Annotated in this window: 11 protein-coding genes; all 11 read right to left on the bottom strand. The window is 62.2% G+C overall.

The annotated features are described in order from the left end of the window. Window positions 1-224 precede the first annotated feature (224 nt). Entirely contained in the window at window positions 225-728 is a 504-nt protein-coding gene (locus ABWV89_RS17715) for a hypothetical protein (protein WP_353399974.1), read from the bottom strand. A 166-nt stretch (window positions 729-894) separates the two neighbouring features. Beyond that, a complete protein-coding gene (locus ABWV89_RS17710) occupies window positions 895-1671 on the bottom strand; it encodes a hypothetical protein (protein WP_353399971.1) in 777 nt (258 codons plus the stop codon). A 306-nt stretch (window positions 1672-1977) separates the two neighbouring features. Continuing rightward, window positions 1978-3555 carry a glucose-6-phosphate isomerase gene (gene pgi, locus ABWV89_RS17705; protein WP_353399968.1) on the bottom strand — a complete coding sequence of 526 codons (1578 nt, stop codon included), beginning with the start codon at window positions 3553-3555 and terminating at the stop codon, window positions 1978-1980. Between the two features lie 121 nt (window positions 3556-3676). Next, window positions 3677-4303, bottom strand: a complete 627-nt coding sequence (gene eda, locus ABWV89_RS17700; protein WP_353399966.1) for a bifunctional 4-hydroxy-2-oxoglutarate aldolase/2-dehydro-3-deoxy-phosphogluconate aldolase — start codon at window positions 4301-4303, stop codon at window positions 3677-3679. Window positions 4304-4326: 23 nt separating this feature from the next. Continuing rightward, window positions 4327-6180: a phosphogluconate dehydratase gene (gene edd, locus ABWV89_RS17695; protein WP_353399963.1), complete on the bottom strand. Its 1854-nt coding sequence runs from the start codon at window positions 6178-6180 to the stop codon at window positions 4327-4329. A 50-nt stretch (window positions 6181-6230) separates the two neighbouring features. After that, the gene (gene pgl, locus ABWV89_RS17690; RefSeq protein WP_353399960.1) at window positions 6231-6953 is read right to left on the bottom strand and encodes a 6-phosphogluconolactonase; all 723 of its coding nucleotides are present in this window, start codon (window positions 6951-6953) and stop codon (window positions 6231-6233) included. 5 nt (window positions 6954-6958) lie between these two features. Next, window positions 6959-8443: a glucose-6-phosphate dehydrogenase gene (gene zwf, locus ABWV89_RS17685; RefSeq protein ID WP_353399957.1), complete on the bottom strand. Its 1485-nt coding sequence runs from the start codon at window positions 8441-8443 to the stop codon at window positions 6959-6961. A gap of 170 nt (window positions 8444-8613) precedes the next feature. Then, a complete protein-coding gene (locus ABWV89_RS17680) occupies window positions 8614-9621 on the bottom strand; it encodes a PfkB family carbohydrate kinase (protein WP_353399954.1) in 1008 nt (335 codons plus the stop codon). A 170-nt stretch (window positions 9622-9791) separates the two neighbouring features. Further along, the gene (locus tag ABWV89_RS17675) at window positions 9792-10451 is read right to left on the bottom strand and encodes an ABC transporter ATP-binding protein (protein WP_353399951.1); all 660 of its coding nucleotides are present in this window, start codon (window positions 10449-10451) and stop codon (window positions 9792-9794) included. Continuing rightward, window positions 10448-11425: a tRNA (adenosine(37)-N6)-dimethylallyltransferase MiaA gene (gene miaA, locus ABWV89_RS17670; protein ID WP_353399948.1), complete on the bottom strand. Its 978-nt coding sequence runs from the start codon at window positions 11423-11425 to the stop codon at window positions 10448-10450. The genes ABWV89_RS17675 and miaA overlap by 4 nt, the downstream gene beginning before the upstream one ends. Continuing rightward, window positions 11412-12668: a multidrug effflux MFS transporter gene (locus tag ABWV89_RS17665; protein WP_353399946.1), complete on the bottom strand. Its 1257-nt coding sequence runs from the start codon at window positions 12666-12668 to the stop codon at window positions 11412-11414. The genes miaA and ABWV89_RS17665 overlap by 14 nt, the downstream gene beginning before the upstream one ends. Between the last annotated feature and the right edge of the window lie 33 nt (window positions 12669-12701).

The raw sequence follows: 12701 nt of genomic DNA, 5'->3' as shown, positions 1-12701 counted from the left end.
GACATAACCAATTACATGGTTCGAATCCCGCCTTCTCGTCGATGGCGCCGCGTGTACCACTACGTGGCCCCGCACGGCCAGTCCTGCAACGGTATGACCAACTATTTCTATGTGAAACACAGCAGTGGGAAAGAAACCCAAGTGCTCTTCTCCCATGGGTACCCGAGAAAGGGGTAGCCAGAGATTCGGGTAGGCAACTCGTATCGCGGCCGGAGTTCGCCCTGTTAGGTTGCCCCCAACAGCTTTTGAATTTCTGGGGCAGCACTCGCAAGGACGGTACCAACGAAAAGTAGCACCACACCTACGGCGGAGATATGCACGCCGCTTGTTGCGGTAGATTCAATTTTTCTTTCCACCGTATCCACCTGAGCAGCGATACTTCGCCGATGGGTTTCTAAGTCGCGCTCTACCTTCCTTTCCAGTTGGAGCACCTGCGATTGCATACGCCCATTTGCGGACTCCAGATTCCGCACCAGCTTTTCGACGTGTAGCAAGCGACCTTCGACAGATTCATCTTGTGGTGGGCCACTTGTCGAGTGGACGTGGATTTGCGACTCCAGTGGCGGGAATGTAGTTGTCCCCGTTGCTACGACCTTGGGCAAGGGGTATGGCGGAAAACGTTTTATCCAGTCGCGAAACTGCGAGCCGATACCCGGTTGTCCAAACTCTGCACGTGTGCGGTTGAGTCCCCACACCACGGTGAGTATCCCCAGCAACTGCATGCTCATTCCCGTTAGCCTTGTGGCAGCCTCGATCCAGCCGAAACCCCACGCTACTCCAATTGCTAGGGCTACGATGACTGCTGCCCACCAGTAGTGCCGCGTGACCGGCATAGAGCGCATCCAGTACCAGAAGGCTTTTACCCAACGGCGCATATCTGACATCTTTTGGGCCTTACTTGCTCAAGGCTTCTACGACAACGTGCATTGCGCCGTTGAGTGCGGGCGCGTACTTGGCTAGCGTGGTGAACAGCTTGTCTGCTTGGCCGGTTACTTCCGCCGCTTCCTTTAGGATTTCGGCAGATTTGCGGAGTACGCCTTTGGTTGCAGGGGTTGCCGTCTGGCTCTCGGCGACGACCTGGTCATCTGGTGTAGTGAATGCGCCAGTTGCGGTATCTACTGCTTTGCGAAGCACACGCAGTCCGTGGATTGGGTACAGGCGCAATGCACTGCGGATATCGTTCACTTGACGTTGAACGAACTCGCGGATTGCTGGCGGGACATCTGGTTCGTTCAGTAGTTGCTCCAGTTCCGCAAGATGGTTCTTAATGCTTTGGAACTGCTGTGCTTCGATTTCTGCCTCGCCAAGAGTGCGCAGCGCCCAGTCGCACCAGCGCAAAACCAAGGTGTTCTCTATGCCGACCAGAGCAGACTTATGGTGAGCCCATTGCTGAGTCAAGAATGTGGGGCTGGCCGCGTGCTTGAGACGGGTGAAAACGTGGTTGGTTAAGTCGGACGGTACACCTATGTTGTCCAACTGCTGGCGAGCATGCTCCAACTCCATACGAAACGCCACAACTGCTTCGACGACCCAATCTTCTGTTTGGGGTGCGTCAGTAGGCAAACCGAATACTTCGGCCCAGACCTTCTGCATCAGAATCGAGTCCGATCTCCCCTGTGCAAGTTTGGCGTGAATGTCCTTGAGGCGTGTAGCCGCATTGCTGTCTGTCATGCATCCTCCCGTTGTTGTTACACGGGAAGATACCACTCAGTCGGCACCAGTGCGTCTGTATAGATTACCGTGGCGATAACCAAACGGCCTGCAGGCCTATTAAAACCTAGCTCTTTGTTTGCTGCCCATGCAAACAAAAAGTACTGTGGTCATGCGAGGCGGACCTGCGCCCGGCAGTGCGTGGGCAGGCGGCCAGTGATTCGGTTTCTGGAGTGGCAGACCCCGATTCTAGGGGGAGGTTGAATCAGGGCCGAGCGGGCCATGAGACGACTGGCGTGCCTGAGGTGCCCCAGGTGTCAGGAAGCCTCAGCCGTTTTTTTGTTCCATGGCCTTGGCCATGGTCTTGCCCAGCTCCACACCCCACTGGTCATACGCGTTGATTCGCCAGATGGCGGCCTGGACGAACACCTTGTGCTCGTAGAGGGCGATCAGGGCGCCAAGGCGGGCGGGTGTGAGGGCATCCAGCCAGAGGATGTTGCTCGGGATGTTGCCCTCGAACATCCGGTGGCGGGCCATGGCTTGCGCAGCGGGGCCTTCCATGCCGTCTTTCTTCATCATGGCCAGCGTGTCTTCGTAGCTGCGGCCAAACGCCATGGCTTCGGCCTGGGCTCGCAGGTTGAGGTTGACCACGTTGTGGTGTGTGCCGGCCATGGGCAACGGGGTGTCTTCCGTTTCCACACCGATGAAATCAACAGGTACCTGATGCTGTCCCTGGTGGATGAGCTGGAAATAGGCGTGCTGGCCATCGATGCCCAGGCCGCCCCAGACGATGGGGCCGGTGTCGACTTCGGCGAGATCGCCATTGATATGGGTGCGCTTGCCGTTGGACTCCATGTCCATCTGCTGCACAAATGGCGTGAAACGCACCAGGCGCGAAGCGTAGGGCACGATGAGGTGCGTGGGCATGTGCAGGAAGTTTCGGTTCCAGATGCCGTAGAGCGCCAGCAGCACCGGCATGTTGTCGGCCAGGGGCGCGCTGGTGAAATGCTCGTCCATGGCGCGGGCACCGGCGAGCAGATCGCGAAACGCGCTGCCGCCAATGGCGATGGCCAATGGCAAGCCCAGGGATGACCACAGCGAATAACGGCCGCCAACCCAATCCCAGAACAGGAAGGTCTGCTCAGGTGCGTAACCCAGTTCGGCCGGTTTGGCCGGTGTGGCCGTGATGGCCACCTGGTGATATCGGAGCGACGTTTCCGGGCAGCCACCATCGATCAACCACTGGCGGGCGCTGGCAGCGTTGGTCATGGTTTCCTGCGTGGTGAAGGTCTTGGAGGAGACGACCACCATGGTCTGCTCAGGCTTCAGGTCGCGCAGCACGGCATAGAGCGCCCAGGCGTCCGGATTGGAGACGTAGTGCACCTTGGGGCCGTCGGCCAAATGCGCCAGGGCGTCGCTGGCCATGCGGGGGCCAAGGTCGGAGCCACCAATGCCGATGTTGACCACGTCGGTAATGGGCAGGCCGCTGTGGCCTTTGAGGGTGCCGGCGCGCACGGCGTCGGCGAAGTGGCAGATGCGGGAGAGCTCGCGCTCCACATCGGCGGCAATGTCGGCGCCCCAGGGGCCGGCCTGAGCCGGGTCGCCGCGCAGGGCGGCGTGCAGCACCGGCCGGTCTTCGGTGAGGTTGATCGGGTCGCCACGGAACATGGCGTCGCGCTGGGCCTCTACCTGGGCCTGGTCGGCCAGGGACAGCAGAGCATCCTGTACAGCCGCACTCATGCGCTGGCGGGATGCGTCCAGGGTCAGCCCTGCGGCGTGTGTGCGAAACAGGTCGAAGCGCTCACTGCGGTCGCCATCGAGCATTTGTCGCAGATGGCCTTGCGGCTCTGCCGCGTGCTGCGTCAGCAATTGCCACGCAGGCAAGGTGGTGGGCGTACTGTGCATCGAACCGAATCCGTTTTTTGATGTCTGGCGTTGAAAGTGTCGCGAGCTGCGAATCGTTACCCCTGAGAATACCAAGCAGACATGCCGGTTTGGCTGACAGGGGACGATTGTTTACAAGCGCTCACGAGTTGGCGATGGAGACGGCTTCCCGGGCCAGCGCCGTGACCTGCTTCCAGTCCTCGGCAGCCAGGGTTTCGGCCGGTGTGAGCCAGGAGCCACCCACCATGGCGACATTGGGCTGTGACAGGAAGCTTTGGAGATTGTCGGGTTTGACGCCGCCGGTGGGGCAGAAACGCACGTCGGGCAGGGGCGACTGCATGGCTTTGAGCATGCCGATGCCGCCGGCCTGCGTGGCAGGGAAGAGTTTCATGAGGGAAAAACCCATGGTTTGGGCCTGCATGGCTTCGCCGGGCGTCATGACGCCAGGAATGAAGGGCAGGTTGGCGGCTTTGACGGCATCGATGAGCGCCGGCGTGTAGCCGGGTGACAGTGCGAAACTGGCGCCGGCATCGATGACTGATTGCACCTGGTCCGGGCGAACCACGGTGCCAGCGCCCGTGTGCATCTCGGGCAAGGCCTTGGCCACGGCTTCGATGGCGCCCAGTGCGGCCTCGGTTCTGAGGGTGATTTCTACCACGTCGATCCCGCCTTCGAGCAAGGCAGTGGCCATGGGGACGGCGTGTTGGACATCGTCGATGATGATGACGGGCACCACGCGGGACTGGAAGGCGGGGCGGGCATTGAACATGGGCTGAAAGTCCTTCGCTGTCTTCAGGAAAAGCTTGGTTGGGCGGCGATGGCAGCCTCAAGCAATGGCGAAGCGCCTGTCTCGGCGCTGCCTGCGTGCTGGCGGAACAGGCCGAACAGCTCACGGCCCGTGCCGTGCTGGTTGGCTTCAAGCGATGGCGTTGGTGTGGGGCGGGATTGCAAGGTCTCGGGTTCCACATGCAGATGCAGCTCTCCGGTTTCGCAATCCACCGTGACGATGTCGCCGTTTTGCACACGCCCAATCACGCCGCCGGCCAGGGCTTCCGGGTAGACGTGAATGGCGGCGGGCACCTTGCCAGACGCGCCTGACATGCGGCCATCGGTGACCAGCGCCACCTTGAAGCCTTTGTCTTGCAACACAGCCAGTGGCGGCGTGAGCTTGTGCAGTTCGGGCATGCCGTTGGCCTGTGGCCCTTGAAAGCGCACCACGGCCACGAAGTCCTTTTCCAGCTCGCCGGCCTTGAACAGGTCTTGCAGCGCTTGCTGGTCGTTCACCACCACAGCAGGTGCTGTGACGACGCGGTGTTCCGGTTTGACGGCCGATACCTTGACCACACCCCGGCCCAGGTTGCCCTTCATGAGGCGCAAGCCGCCATCGGTGCTGAACGGGTCACTGGCCGGCCGGAGCACGGCGGTGTCGCCCGATTCTGCGGGCACGTCCCTCCAGGCCAGTTCGCCGTTGTTCAGCCACGGCTCCTTGGCATAGGCAGCCAGTCCCTTGCCGGCGATGGTGGTCACATCGTCGTGCAGCAAGCCGTTGCTGACCAGCTCTCGCATCAAGAACCCCAGTCCGCCAGCGGCCTGGAAGTGGTTCACATCGGCACTGCCGTTGGGGTAGACGCGGGCCAGCAAAGGAATGATGGCCGAGAGCTCAGCGAAATCGTCCCAGTCGATGATGACGCCAGCGGCGCGCGCCATGGCCACGAGGTGCAAGGTGTGGTTGGTGGAGCCGCCGGTGGCCAGCAAGCCGATGATGCCGTTGATGATGGTGCGCTCGCTCAGTACATCAGCGAGCCGGATGCGAGGGCTGCCGGTGCGACCCGTATTGCGTACCGCCGCTTCAAAAGCGGCTTTGGTCAGTGCCTCGCGCAGCGGTGTACCGGGGTTGATGAAAGACGAGCCGGGCAAGTGCAGGCCCATGATCTCCATGAGCATCTGGTTGCTGTTGGCCGTGCCATAAAAGGTGCAGGTACCGGGCGCATGGTAGGCCTGCGCTTCGCTTTCCAGCAGCGCGTCACGTCCCACCAAACCTTGCGCGTATTGCTGTCGCACTTTGGCCTTGGCGTCGTTGGACAGGCCAGAGGGCATGGGGCCGGCGGGCACGAAGACGGTCGAGAGGTGACCGAACTGCGCTGCGCCCATGAACAGGCCGGGGACGATCTTGTCGCACACGCCGAGCATGAGCGCGGCGTCGAACACGTTGTGCGAGAGCGAAATCGCCGTGGCCAACGCAATGGTGTCGCGCGAGAACAGCGACAACTCCATGCCGTCGGCACCCTGGGTGATGCCATCGCACATGGCGGGGACGCCGCCGGCCATCTGCGCTGTGGCGCCCACGGTGCGGGCATGCTGGCGCAGCAGTTCGGGGTAGTGCTCAAAGGGCTGGTGGGCCGAGAGCATGTCGTTGTAGGCGCTGACGATGCCGACGTGGGGTGCGCGTTCGGCGTGGATCACCAGTTTGTCTTGCGCTGGCAGCGCCGCGGTGGTGTGCGCCATGTTGGCACAGCCCATGCCGGCGCGTTGCGTGCCTTGGCGTTCAGCGGCTTCCACCGTCTGCATGTACCGCGCTCTGGCGGCACGGCTGCGTTCCATGACGCGCTCGGTGACGGTGACCAGGGTGGGGTGTAGCTGTGGCATGGGTCGGGTTCGCTTTCAACGCTCAAAAACAATATCTCGAAGGGTGCGGGTCAGTCCATCCAGACACTGATGGGCGTCTGTGACTGGCACAAGACCAGGGAGACGGGCTTGGCCGGGTCCGCATGCACGCTGGCGGCTTCATAGACCTGACGCTTGCGCTCGCCGCTGATGGAAAGCACCAGTTCGCGCGCAGCGATGATGGACGCCAGGGTCAGGCTCAGCCTCGGATGCGGCGCTGAGGTTGGCTCGACACAGGCGACGGGCAGGGTGGATGTGAGCGCTTCTTCCAGCCCGGGCGCATCGGGGAACAAGGACGCCGTGTGTGCGTCTTCGCCCATGCCCAGCAAGGCCAGGTCGAGTGGCCAAGGCAGAGATGCCAGACGCTCATTGGTGGCTATGGTCAGGGCTGCCAGAGAGCGCGACGTGATCTCTGCCGGTGTGGTGTCGAAGTACGGTACAAAGCGTGCCTTGGCCGCCTCGCCCTTGAGCAGGTGCTGACGAACAAGTGCGGTGTTGCTGTCAGCATGGTCATGCGGCACCACTCTTTCGTCCACCAGGGTGATGGTGACCTTGGGCCAGTTCAGTGTCTGCTGACTGAGCGCCTCAAAGACAGGAATGGGCGACTTGCCGCCAGAGACCGCCAGGAAAGCGTGTCCTCGTCTGGCCAGGATTGTTCGCAGGCAGCCCGTCACATAGGCCGCCAGGTCAGCTGGCGTGGTCTGGCTGTGCTCGCTGAGCATGGGGAGAGATTCATTCATGGTGGTGTGCGTCATGCGCCTCAGGTTTCCTCCACCCAGGCCGAGCTCTCTCGGGCCATCAGTGCGGACGAAGCCGCGGGTCCCCATGTCCCTGCTGCATAGGGCTTTGGTGCGTCGCCCAGTTGCGACCAGCCTTCGATGATGGGTTCCACCCAGGTCCATGCGGCTTCGAGTTCGTCGCGCCGCATGAAGTGGGTGAGGCGGCCGCGGATAACGTCGATCAGCAAGCGCTCGTAGGCTTCGGCCCTTCGCTCGGTGAAGGCCGACTCCAGATCCAGATTCAGGCTCACGGGCCGCAGGCGCATGCCACTGCCAGGCTCCTTGGCCATCATTTGCAGCTGAATGTGTTCGTCTGGCTGCAGGCGAATCATCAGGCGGTTGACCACCTGCCGGGGCGAATCATTGAACAGCGAGAACGGCAGGTCGGCAAACTCCACAACGATCTCCGAGCGCCGCTCTGCCATGCGTTTGCCGGTGCGCAGAAAGATCGGCACATTGGCCCAGCGCCAGTTGGCGATGCGGGCGCGCAGGGCGACAAAGGTCTCGGTGGTGCTGCCCACCGGGACGTTTTCTTCCTGAAGATAGCCCGAAACTTTCTCCCCACCGACAGCGCCGGCGGTGTACTGACCGCGCACCGTGTCCCGAGCCACATCGGCGGGTGTGAGCGGGCGCAGCGATTTAAGGACTTTGAGCTTTTCATCACGCACTGCGTCCGGGTCGAGCGAGACGGGCGGCTCCATGGCCACGATGCACAGCAGCTGCAACAAGTGGTTCTGGATCATGTCGCGCATGGCGCCTGTGCCGTCGTAAAAGCCGGCTCGGCTGCCAACGCCCACACTCTCTGCCACGGTGATTTGCACGCTCTTGATGTGTGGGCTGCGCCACAGCGGTTCGAAGATGCTGTTGCCAAAGCGCAGGACCATCAGGTTCTGCACCGTCTCTTTGCCAAGGTAGTGGTCGATCCGGAAGATCTGCGATTCTTCAAAATGCTGTGCCACAGCCGTGTTGATGGCTTCGGCTGAAGCCAGGTCATGACCCAGTGGCTTCTCCAGCACCACGCGGGACTGGGGGTTGATGAGCCCTGCGGCGCCCAGGTTGTCGCAGATGGTGGTGAACAGCGAGGGCGCTGTGGCCAGGTAGTAGACGCGGTCGGCTTCTGATTGCAGCGCCTCTCCCAGTCGCCGGAAATCGTCGGCTTGTGTGGCGTCCACGCAGACGTAACCGAGGCGATCGAGAAAGCCTTGCCAGGCATCGGCCCGGTAGGCTTTGGCGCCGATGAAGTCTGGCACCTTGTCTTGCAGAAAGCTCAGAAACGCTTCACGTCCCCAGTCCTGACGGCCCAGCGCATGGATGCGGGTCTGGGGCGGGAGATTGCCATGTACATGGGCCATGTACAGGGCGGGCAGGAGTTTACGGACGGACAGGTCGCCCACACCACCGAAGATGATCAGATCAAGAGGGGCCTCTGGGGTGGCTGGGGGCACGCGTGGTTTGCTCTGGGTCATGTTTCTAACCAAATTACATCCGTTATGGGTATTTTATTGGAATAAAGTTACATAGGCGGTACCAAATGCCAAACACCAGAACCAGGACCAGGACCAGAGCCAGCGGCGTGCACATTGTGATGGTGGTGTGCACAGTTCCGGTGCCCCTGCAGGACCGGATCAAGCTTGGGTCAATGGATGCCGGTTTGCACCGCCCTGACGGCAGGTGCGTGTTTTTGCAGGCGTGCAGCGATATCCGCCGCAGACGGAGGTTCGCAGCCCACTTGCTGCACGCACAGGCTGGCACTGGCCACGGCGCGTTGCAACACCGCCGTGACCTCTTCGTTCGAGAGGGTGGCGTGGGGTAGATCGTCATGTGTCAGTTGAAGCAATGCAACGACCATGCCGGCCAGGAAGCAGTCGCCCGCGCCCACGGTGTCAACCACCGTCACAGGACCGGTTTCCGTCGCCATCCAGGCACGGCCAGTGCGATCCAGCAGCATGGCCCCTTGTGCGCCCAGGGTCAATGCGATCCATGGCGCGCGGGTTTGCTTCAGCAGCTGCCAGGCGGCGTCCACAGGCTTGCCGTCGAAACCGAGGATTTGCAGGTCGTCATCGCTGACCTTGATCAGGTGGGCTTCGCCCAGTGCAGCCATGACGCTGCTGCAATAGGCCGCCATGTCATCCACGATGGCTGGCCGAAGGTTGGCGTCTACCACCACCAGACGTCCCGCAGCCCGTTGTGCTTTCAGCCACGGCAGGTATTTGCCTTGATCCTCGGCCACCAGCGCCAGGCAGCCGGAGGCCACTGCCTTGATCGACGTCGCAGCAGTGCACTGCCTGTTCATCTCGTCGGCAGACACCTGGCGGTCGGCCACGCCGTCACGATAGAAGCTGTAGCTGGCCTTTCCCTGTGCGTCGAGTTCTGCAATGGCCAGCGAGGTAGGGGAGACCACGCCTTGCGGATTGGCTGTCAACGCACCCGCCTGCTCAAGCGCCCTGGCCATGGAGCGTCCAAAACGGTCCGCCGACAAAGGGTTGAGGTAGAGGGGGGATGCGCCTTGACGCCCCAGTGCCAGCGTCAGGTTGTACACGGCACCACCGTGACAGGGACGCAGGCGCCCATCGCTCTCGACGATCAGGTCGATCAGGGCTTCACCTGCGGTGGCGACAAACGGGGTGACAGTGGACTGGGTCATGGAGAAACGGCCGAGTGCATGGCCGTTTTGGCCAAGTGTAGGAATGGTACGGATTTCCCGTCGACGAACCTAACACCTGGGCTCAGGCTGCCTGTATTCATTTGCGGACGGGCATGAGGTTTTTCCCTGAACTGATACCAGGTTGTACAGCCCTGAACAGCTGTGTGTCGTCAGGCGTCGGTGTCCGGGTACAAGCCGTCGGCACGCAGCAGTAGTGTGCGGTCGGCAAGTGCCGCAGCCGGTCTTGAGTGGGTGACCAGCACCATGGCGGCCTGGTTTTCGGCCGCCTGTGCCTTGAGAAGGGACATGACCTGAGCCGCGGTGTCCGGATCGAGGTTGCCCGTGGGCTCGTCGGCGAGCAGCAGGCGCGGTCGGTGGACCAGTGCGCGCGCTATGGCCACACGCTGGAGCTGTCCACCTGAAAGCTGCGAAGGAAGGCGATCTCCCATGCCGTTCAGCCCCACGGCTGCCAGCATGTCCTGTACCCGTGATGGGTCGGGTTTGCCCAGCAACAGCAATGGCAGCCCGACGTTCTGGGTCACGTCCAGATGCGGCAATACGTGGAACGCCTGAAACACGAACCCGAGGTGGGCACGTCGCCAGTGGGCTCGCTGCGCCTCTCCCATCGCTCCGATGTCCTTGCCATCGTGCACCACTCTGCCGCTTTGCCACTCGTCGAGGCCGGCCATGCAGTTGAGCAGACTGGACTTTCCCACTCCGGACTCACCGATGATGGCAATGAATTCTCCCGCTGCGACGGTGAGGTCAACCTGGCTGAAGACAGGGGTGTTGTCGTAGTGCTTGCCCAGGGACTCGATGACCAGACTCATGTGGAGGACTCCACCAGCGGTGTGACGGCAGCCATCAGGCATTGCAGTGCATCTGGCGCGTCGCAGGCAATGATGTGACGGTGAGGCATGGAACGCAGCCATGTGAGCTGCCGCTTGGCCAGCTGCCGTGTGGCGAAGATGCCGCGGTCGCGCATGTCTTGCCACGCGGTGCCCGTCGGTTCCTGGCCGCCGTTGGCGTCCAGTGTTTCCCACACTTGCCGGTAACCCACGCAGCGCATGGATGGCAAGTCGGGTTGCAGATCGCCTCGTTGGCGCAGGGCTTGGACTTCCGCCACGAAGCCCTGGCTGAGCATGCCGTCGTAACGCTGGGCGATTCGCTCATGCAGCCAACCGCGATCGGCGGGCTCCAGGCTGAAGAAACCACCCGGGGTGACGGGGTTGAGGTGATCCTCTGGCGCGCCGCGCTGCCATTCTGACATTGGCTTGCCCGATAGTTCGAACACTTCCAGCGCGCGCTGGATGCGTTGCGCGTCGTTGGGAGCGAGCCTCGCTGCGGTGACAGCATCCACCTGGGCCAGTCGCTCATGCATGGCCGGCCAGCCGCATGTTGCGGCTTCCTGCTCCAGGCGCTGGCGAACGGTGGCGTCAGAGCGCGGCATGTCGTCCAGGCCTTCCATCGATGCCTTGAAATACAGCATCGTGCCACCCACCAGCAGGGGCATTCGCCCGCGCTGCCGAATCTCGCCGATGAGCCTCTGCGCGTCGGCCACAAACTCGGCAGCACTGTAGGCTTGCAGAGGATCGCGAATATCGATCAGGTGGTGGGGGGCGGTGGCCAGCTCCTGAGCCGACGGTTTGGCCGTGCCAATGTCCATGCCCCGGTATACGAGGGCCGAGTCAACGCTGATGATCTCCACGGGCCAGCGTTTTGCGATGGCCAGGGCAGCCGCTGTTTTGCCACTGGCGGTCGGACCGGCCAGGGCGATACAGGGCAAAGGGTCAGCGAGGTGCATCAGGTTCGGTTGGATGGAGCACCCGTTGGGGTGGCGTCTTGGCTTCACCAAATCGCTGGACCATGGTCCAGGCGGTCAGGGTGATGGCGACGCTCCAGAACCAGATCCCGTTGGTCAGGGGGTAGACCGTATTGTCGCCCAGTCGTGTGCCCAGCCATCCTCCAATGAAAAAGGCCAGGATCATCATGAGAAAACCGCTGAGGGCAGAGGCTGCGCCAGCCGCTTGTGGGAAGGGTGAGACCGCGCCGCTCTGGCCGCAAGGCTGATGAACGCCATGGCCGAGCATGAAGATGTAGAAGGGCACCATGATGGCGTAGACGTTTTGAATCCCCATCAGCGCCAGAATGCCAATGGCCGAACCACCGGTGATGGTCACCGCACCGGCAATGGCCACTGTGCGGCGCACGCCCAGCTTGGGCAGCATGCGGCGGCAGATGAAGGTGCCCACAATGTACGAGAGCGACATGCTCAGCATCGTCAGCCCGTACTCGGCGCGGGACAGGCCGATGACCTTGATGAGCACGAAGGAGCCGGCAGCCAGAAAGGTGAACAGGCCTGCATAGGAAAACGATGCCAGCAGGGTGAATGTCCAGAACGTCGGGTTGCGCAGGATCTCCCCCCAGGTGCCCAGCATGCGGGCAGGGTTGAGTGGCCTGCGGTTTTCAGGCTGAAGGGTTTCTTCGAAACGCAGGGCCAACACCACTAGGGTAAGCACACCAAACACGGTCACTGCGCTCAGTGCCACTCGCCAGCCGAAGTACTCCGTGAGCACACCTCCGAGGGGTGCACTCATGCAGGCAATGACGCCCAGCCCGCTCAATCCCTTGGACATGGCGCGGGCGCCTTCGAGCGGGCTGTAGAGATCCCTGACCACCGCACGGGCGCACATGACTCCTGCGCCCATGGCCACGCCTTGTACGGTCCGCCACAGAACCAGCTCCTCCATGGACGACGCAAAGGCGTTGGCCGTGGATGCCACCACATACAGCACCGCGCCCACCAGCAGGACGGGGCGACGGCCAAAGCGGTCGGAGACGGGACCCCAGACCAGCTGGGAGGCACCGAAGGCGAGCAGCAAGGCGGTCAGGGTGAGCTGGGCCTGAGACAGCGAGGCACCAAAGCCCTCGGTCATGGAGGGCAGGGCGGGGAGGTACAGGTCGGTGGTGACGGGCTGCAAACCAAGTAGCAACGAGAGCACCAGCACGACCATGCCCTGGGACATGGCAGGCGACTTTTCGGACATCGCGACGAGCGTATCAGAAGGTGTCTTTCCCTC

It is taken from the genome of Hydrogenophaga sp. 5NK40-0174 (assembly GCF_040372165.1).
Taxonomy (GTDB): Bacteria; Pseudomonadota; Gammaproteobacteria; order Burkholderiales; family Burkholderiaceae_C; genus Hydrogenophaga.
The sequence above is the reverse complement of the archived record's forward strand: the minus strand, read 5'-3'. Positions and strand labels throughout refer to the sequence as shown.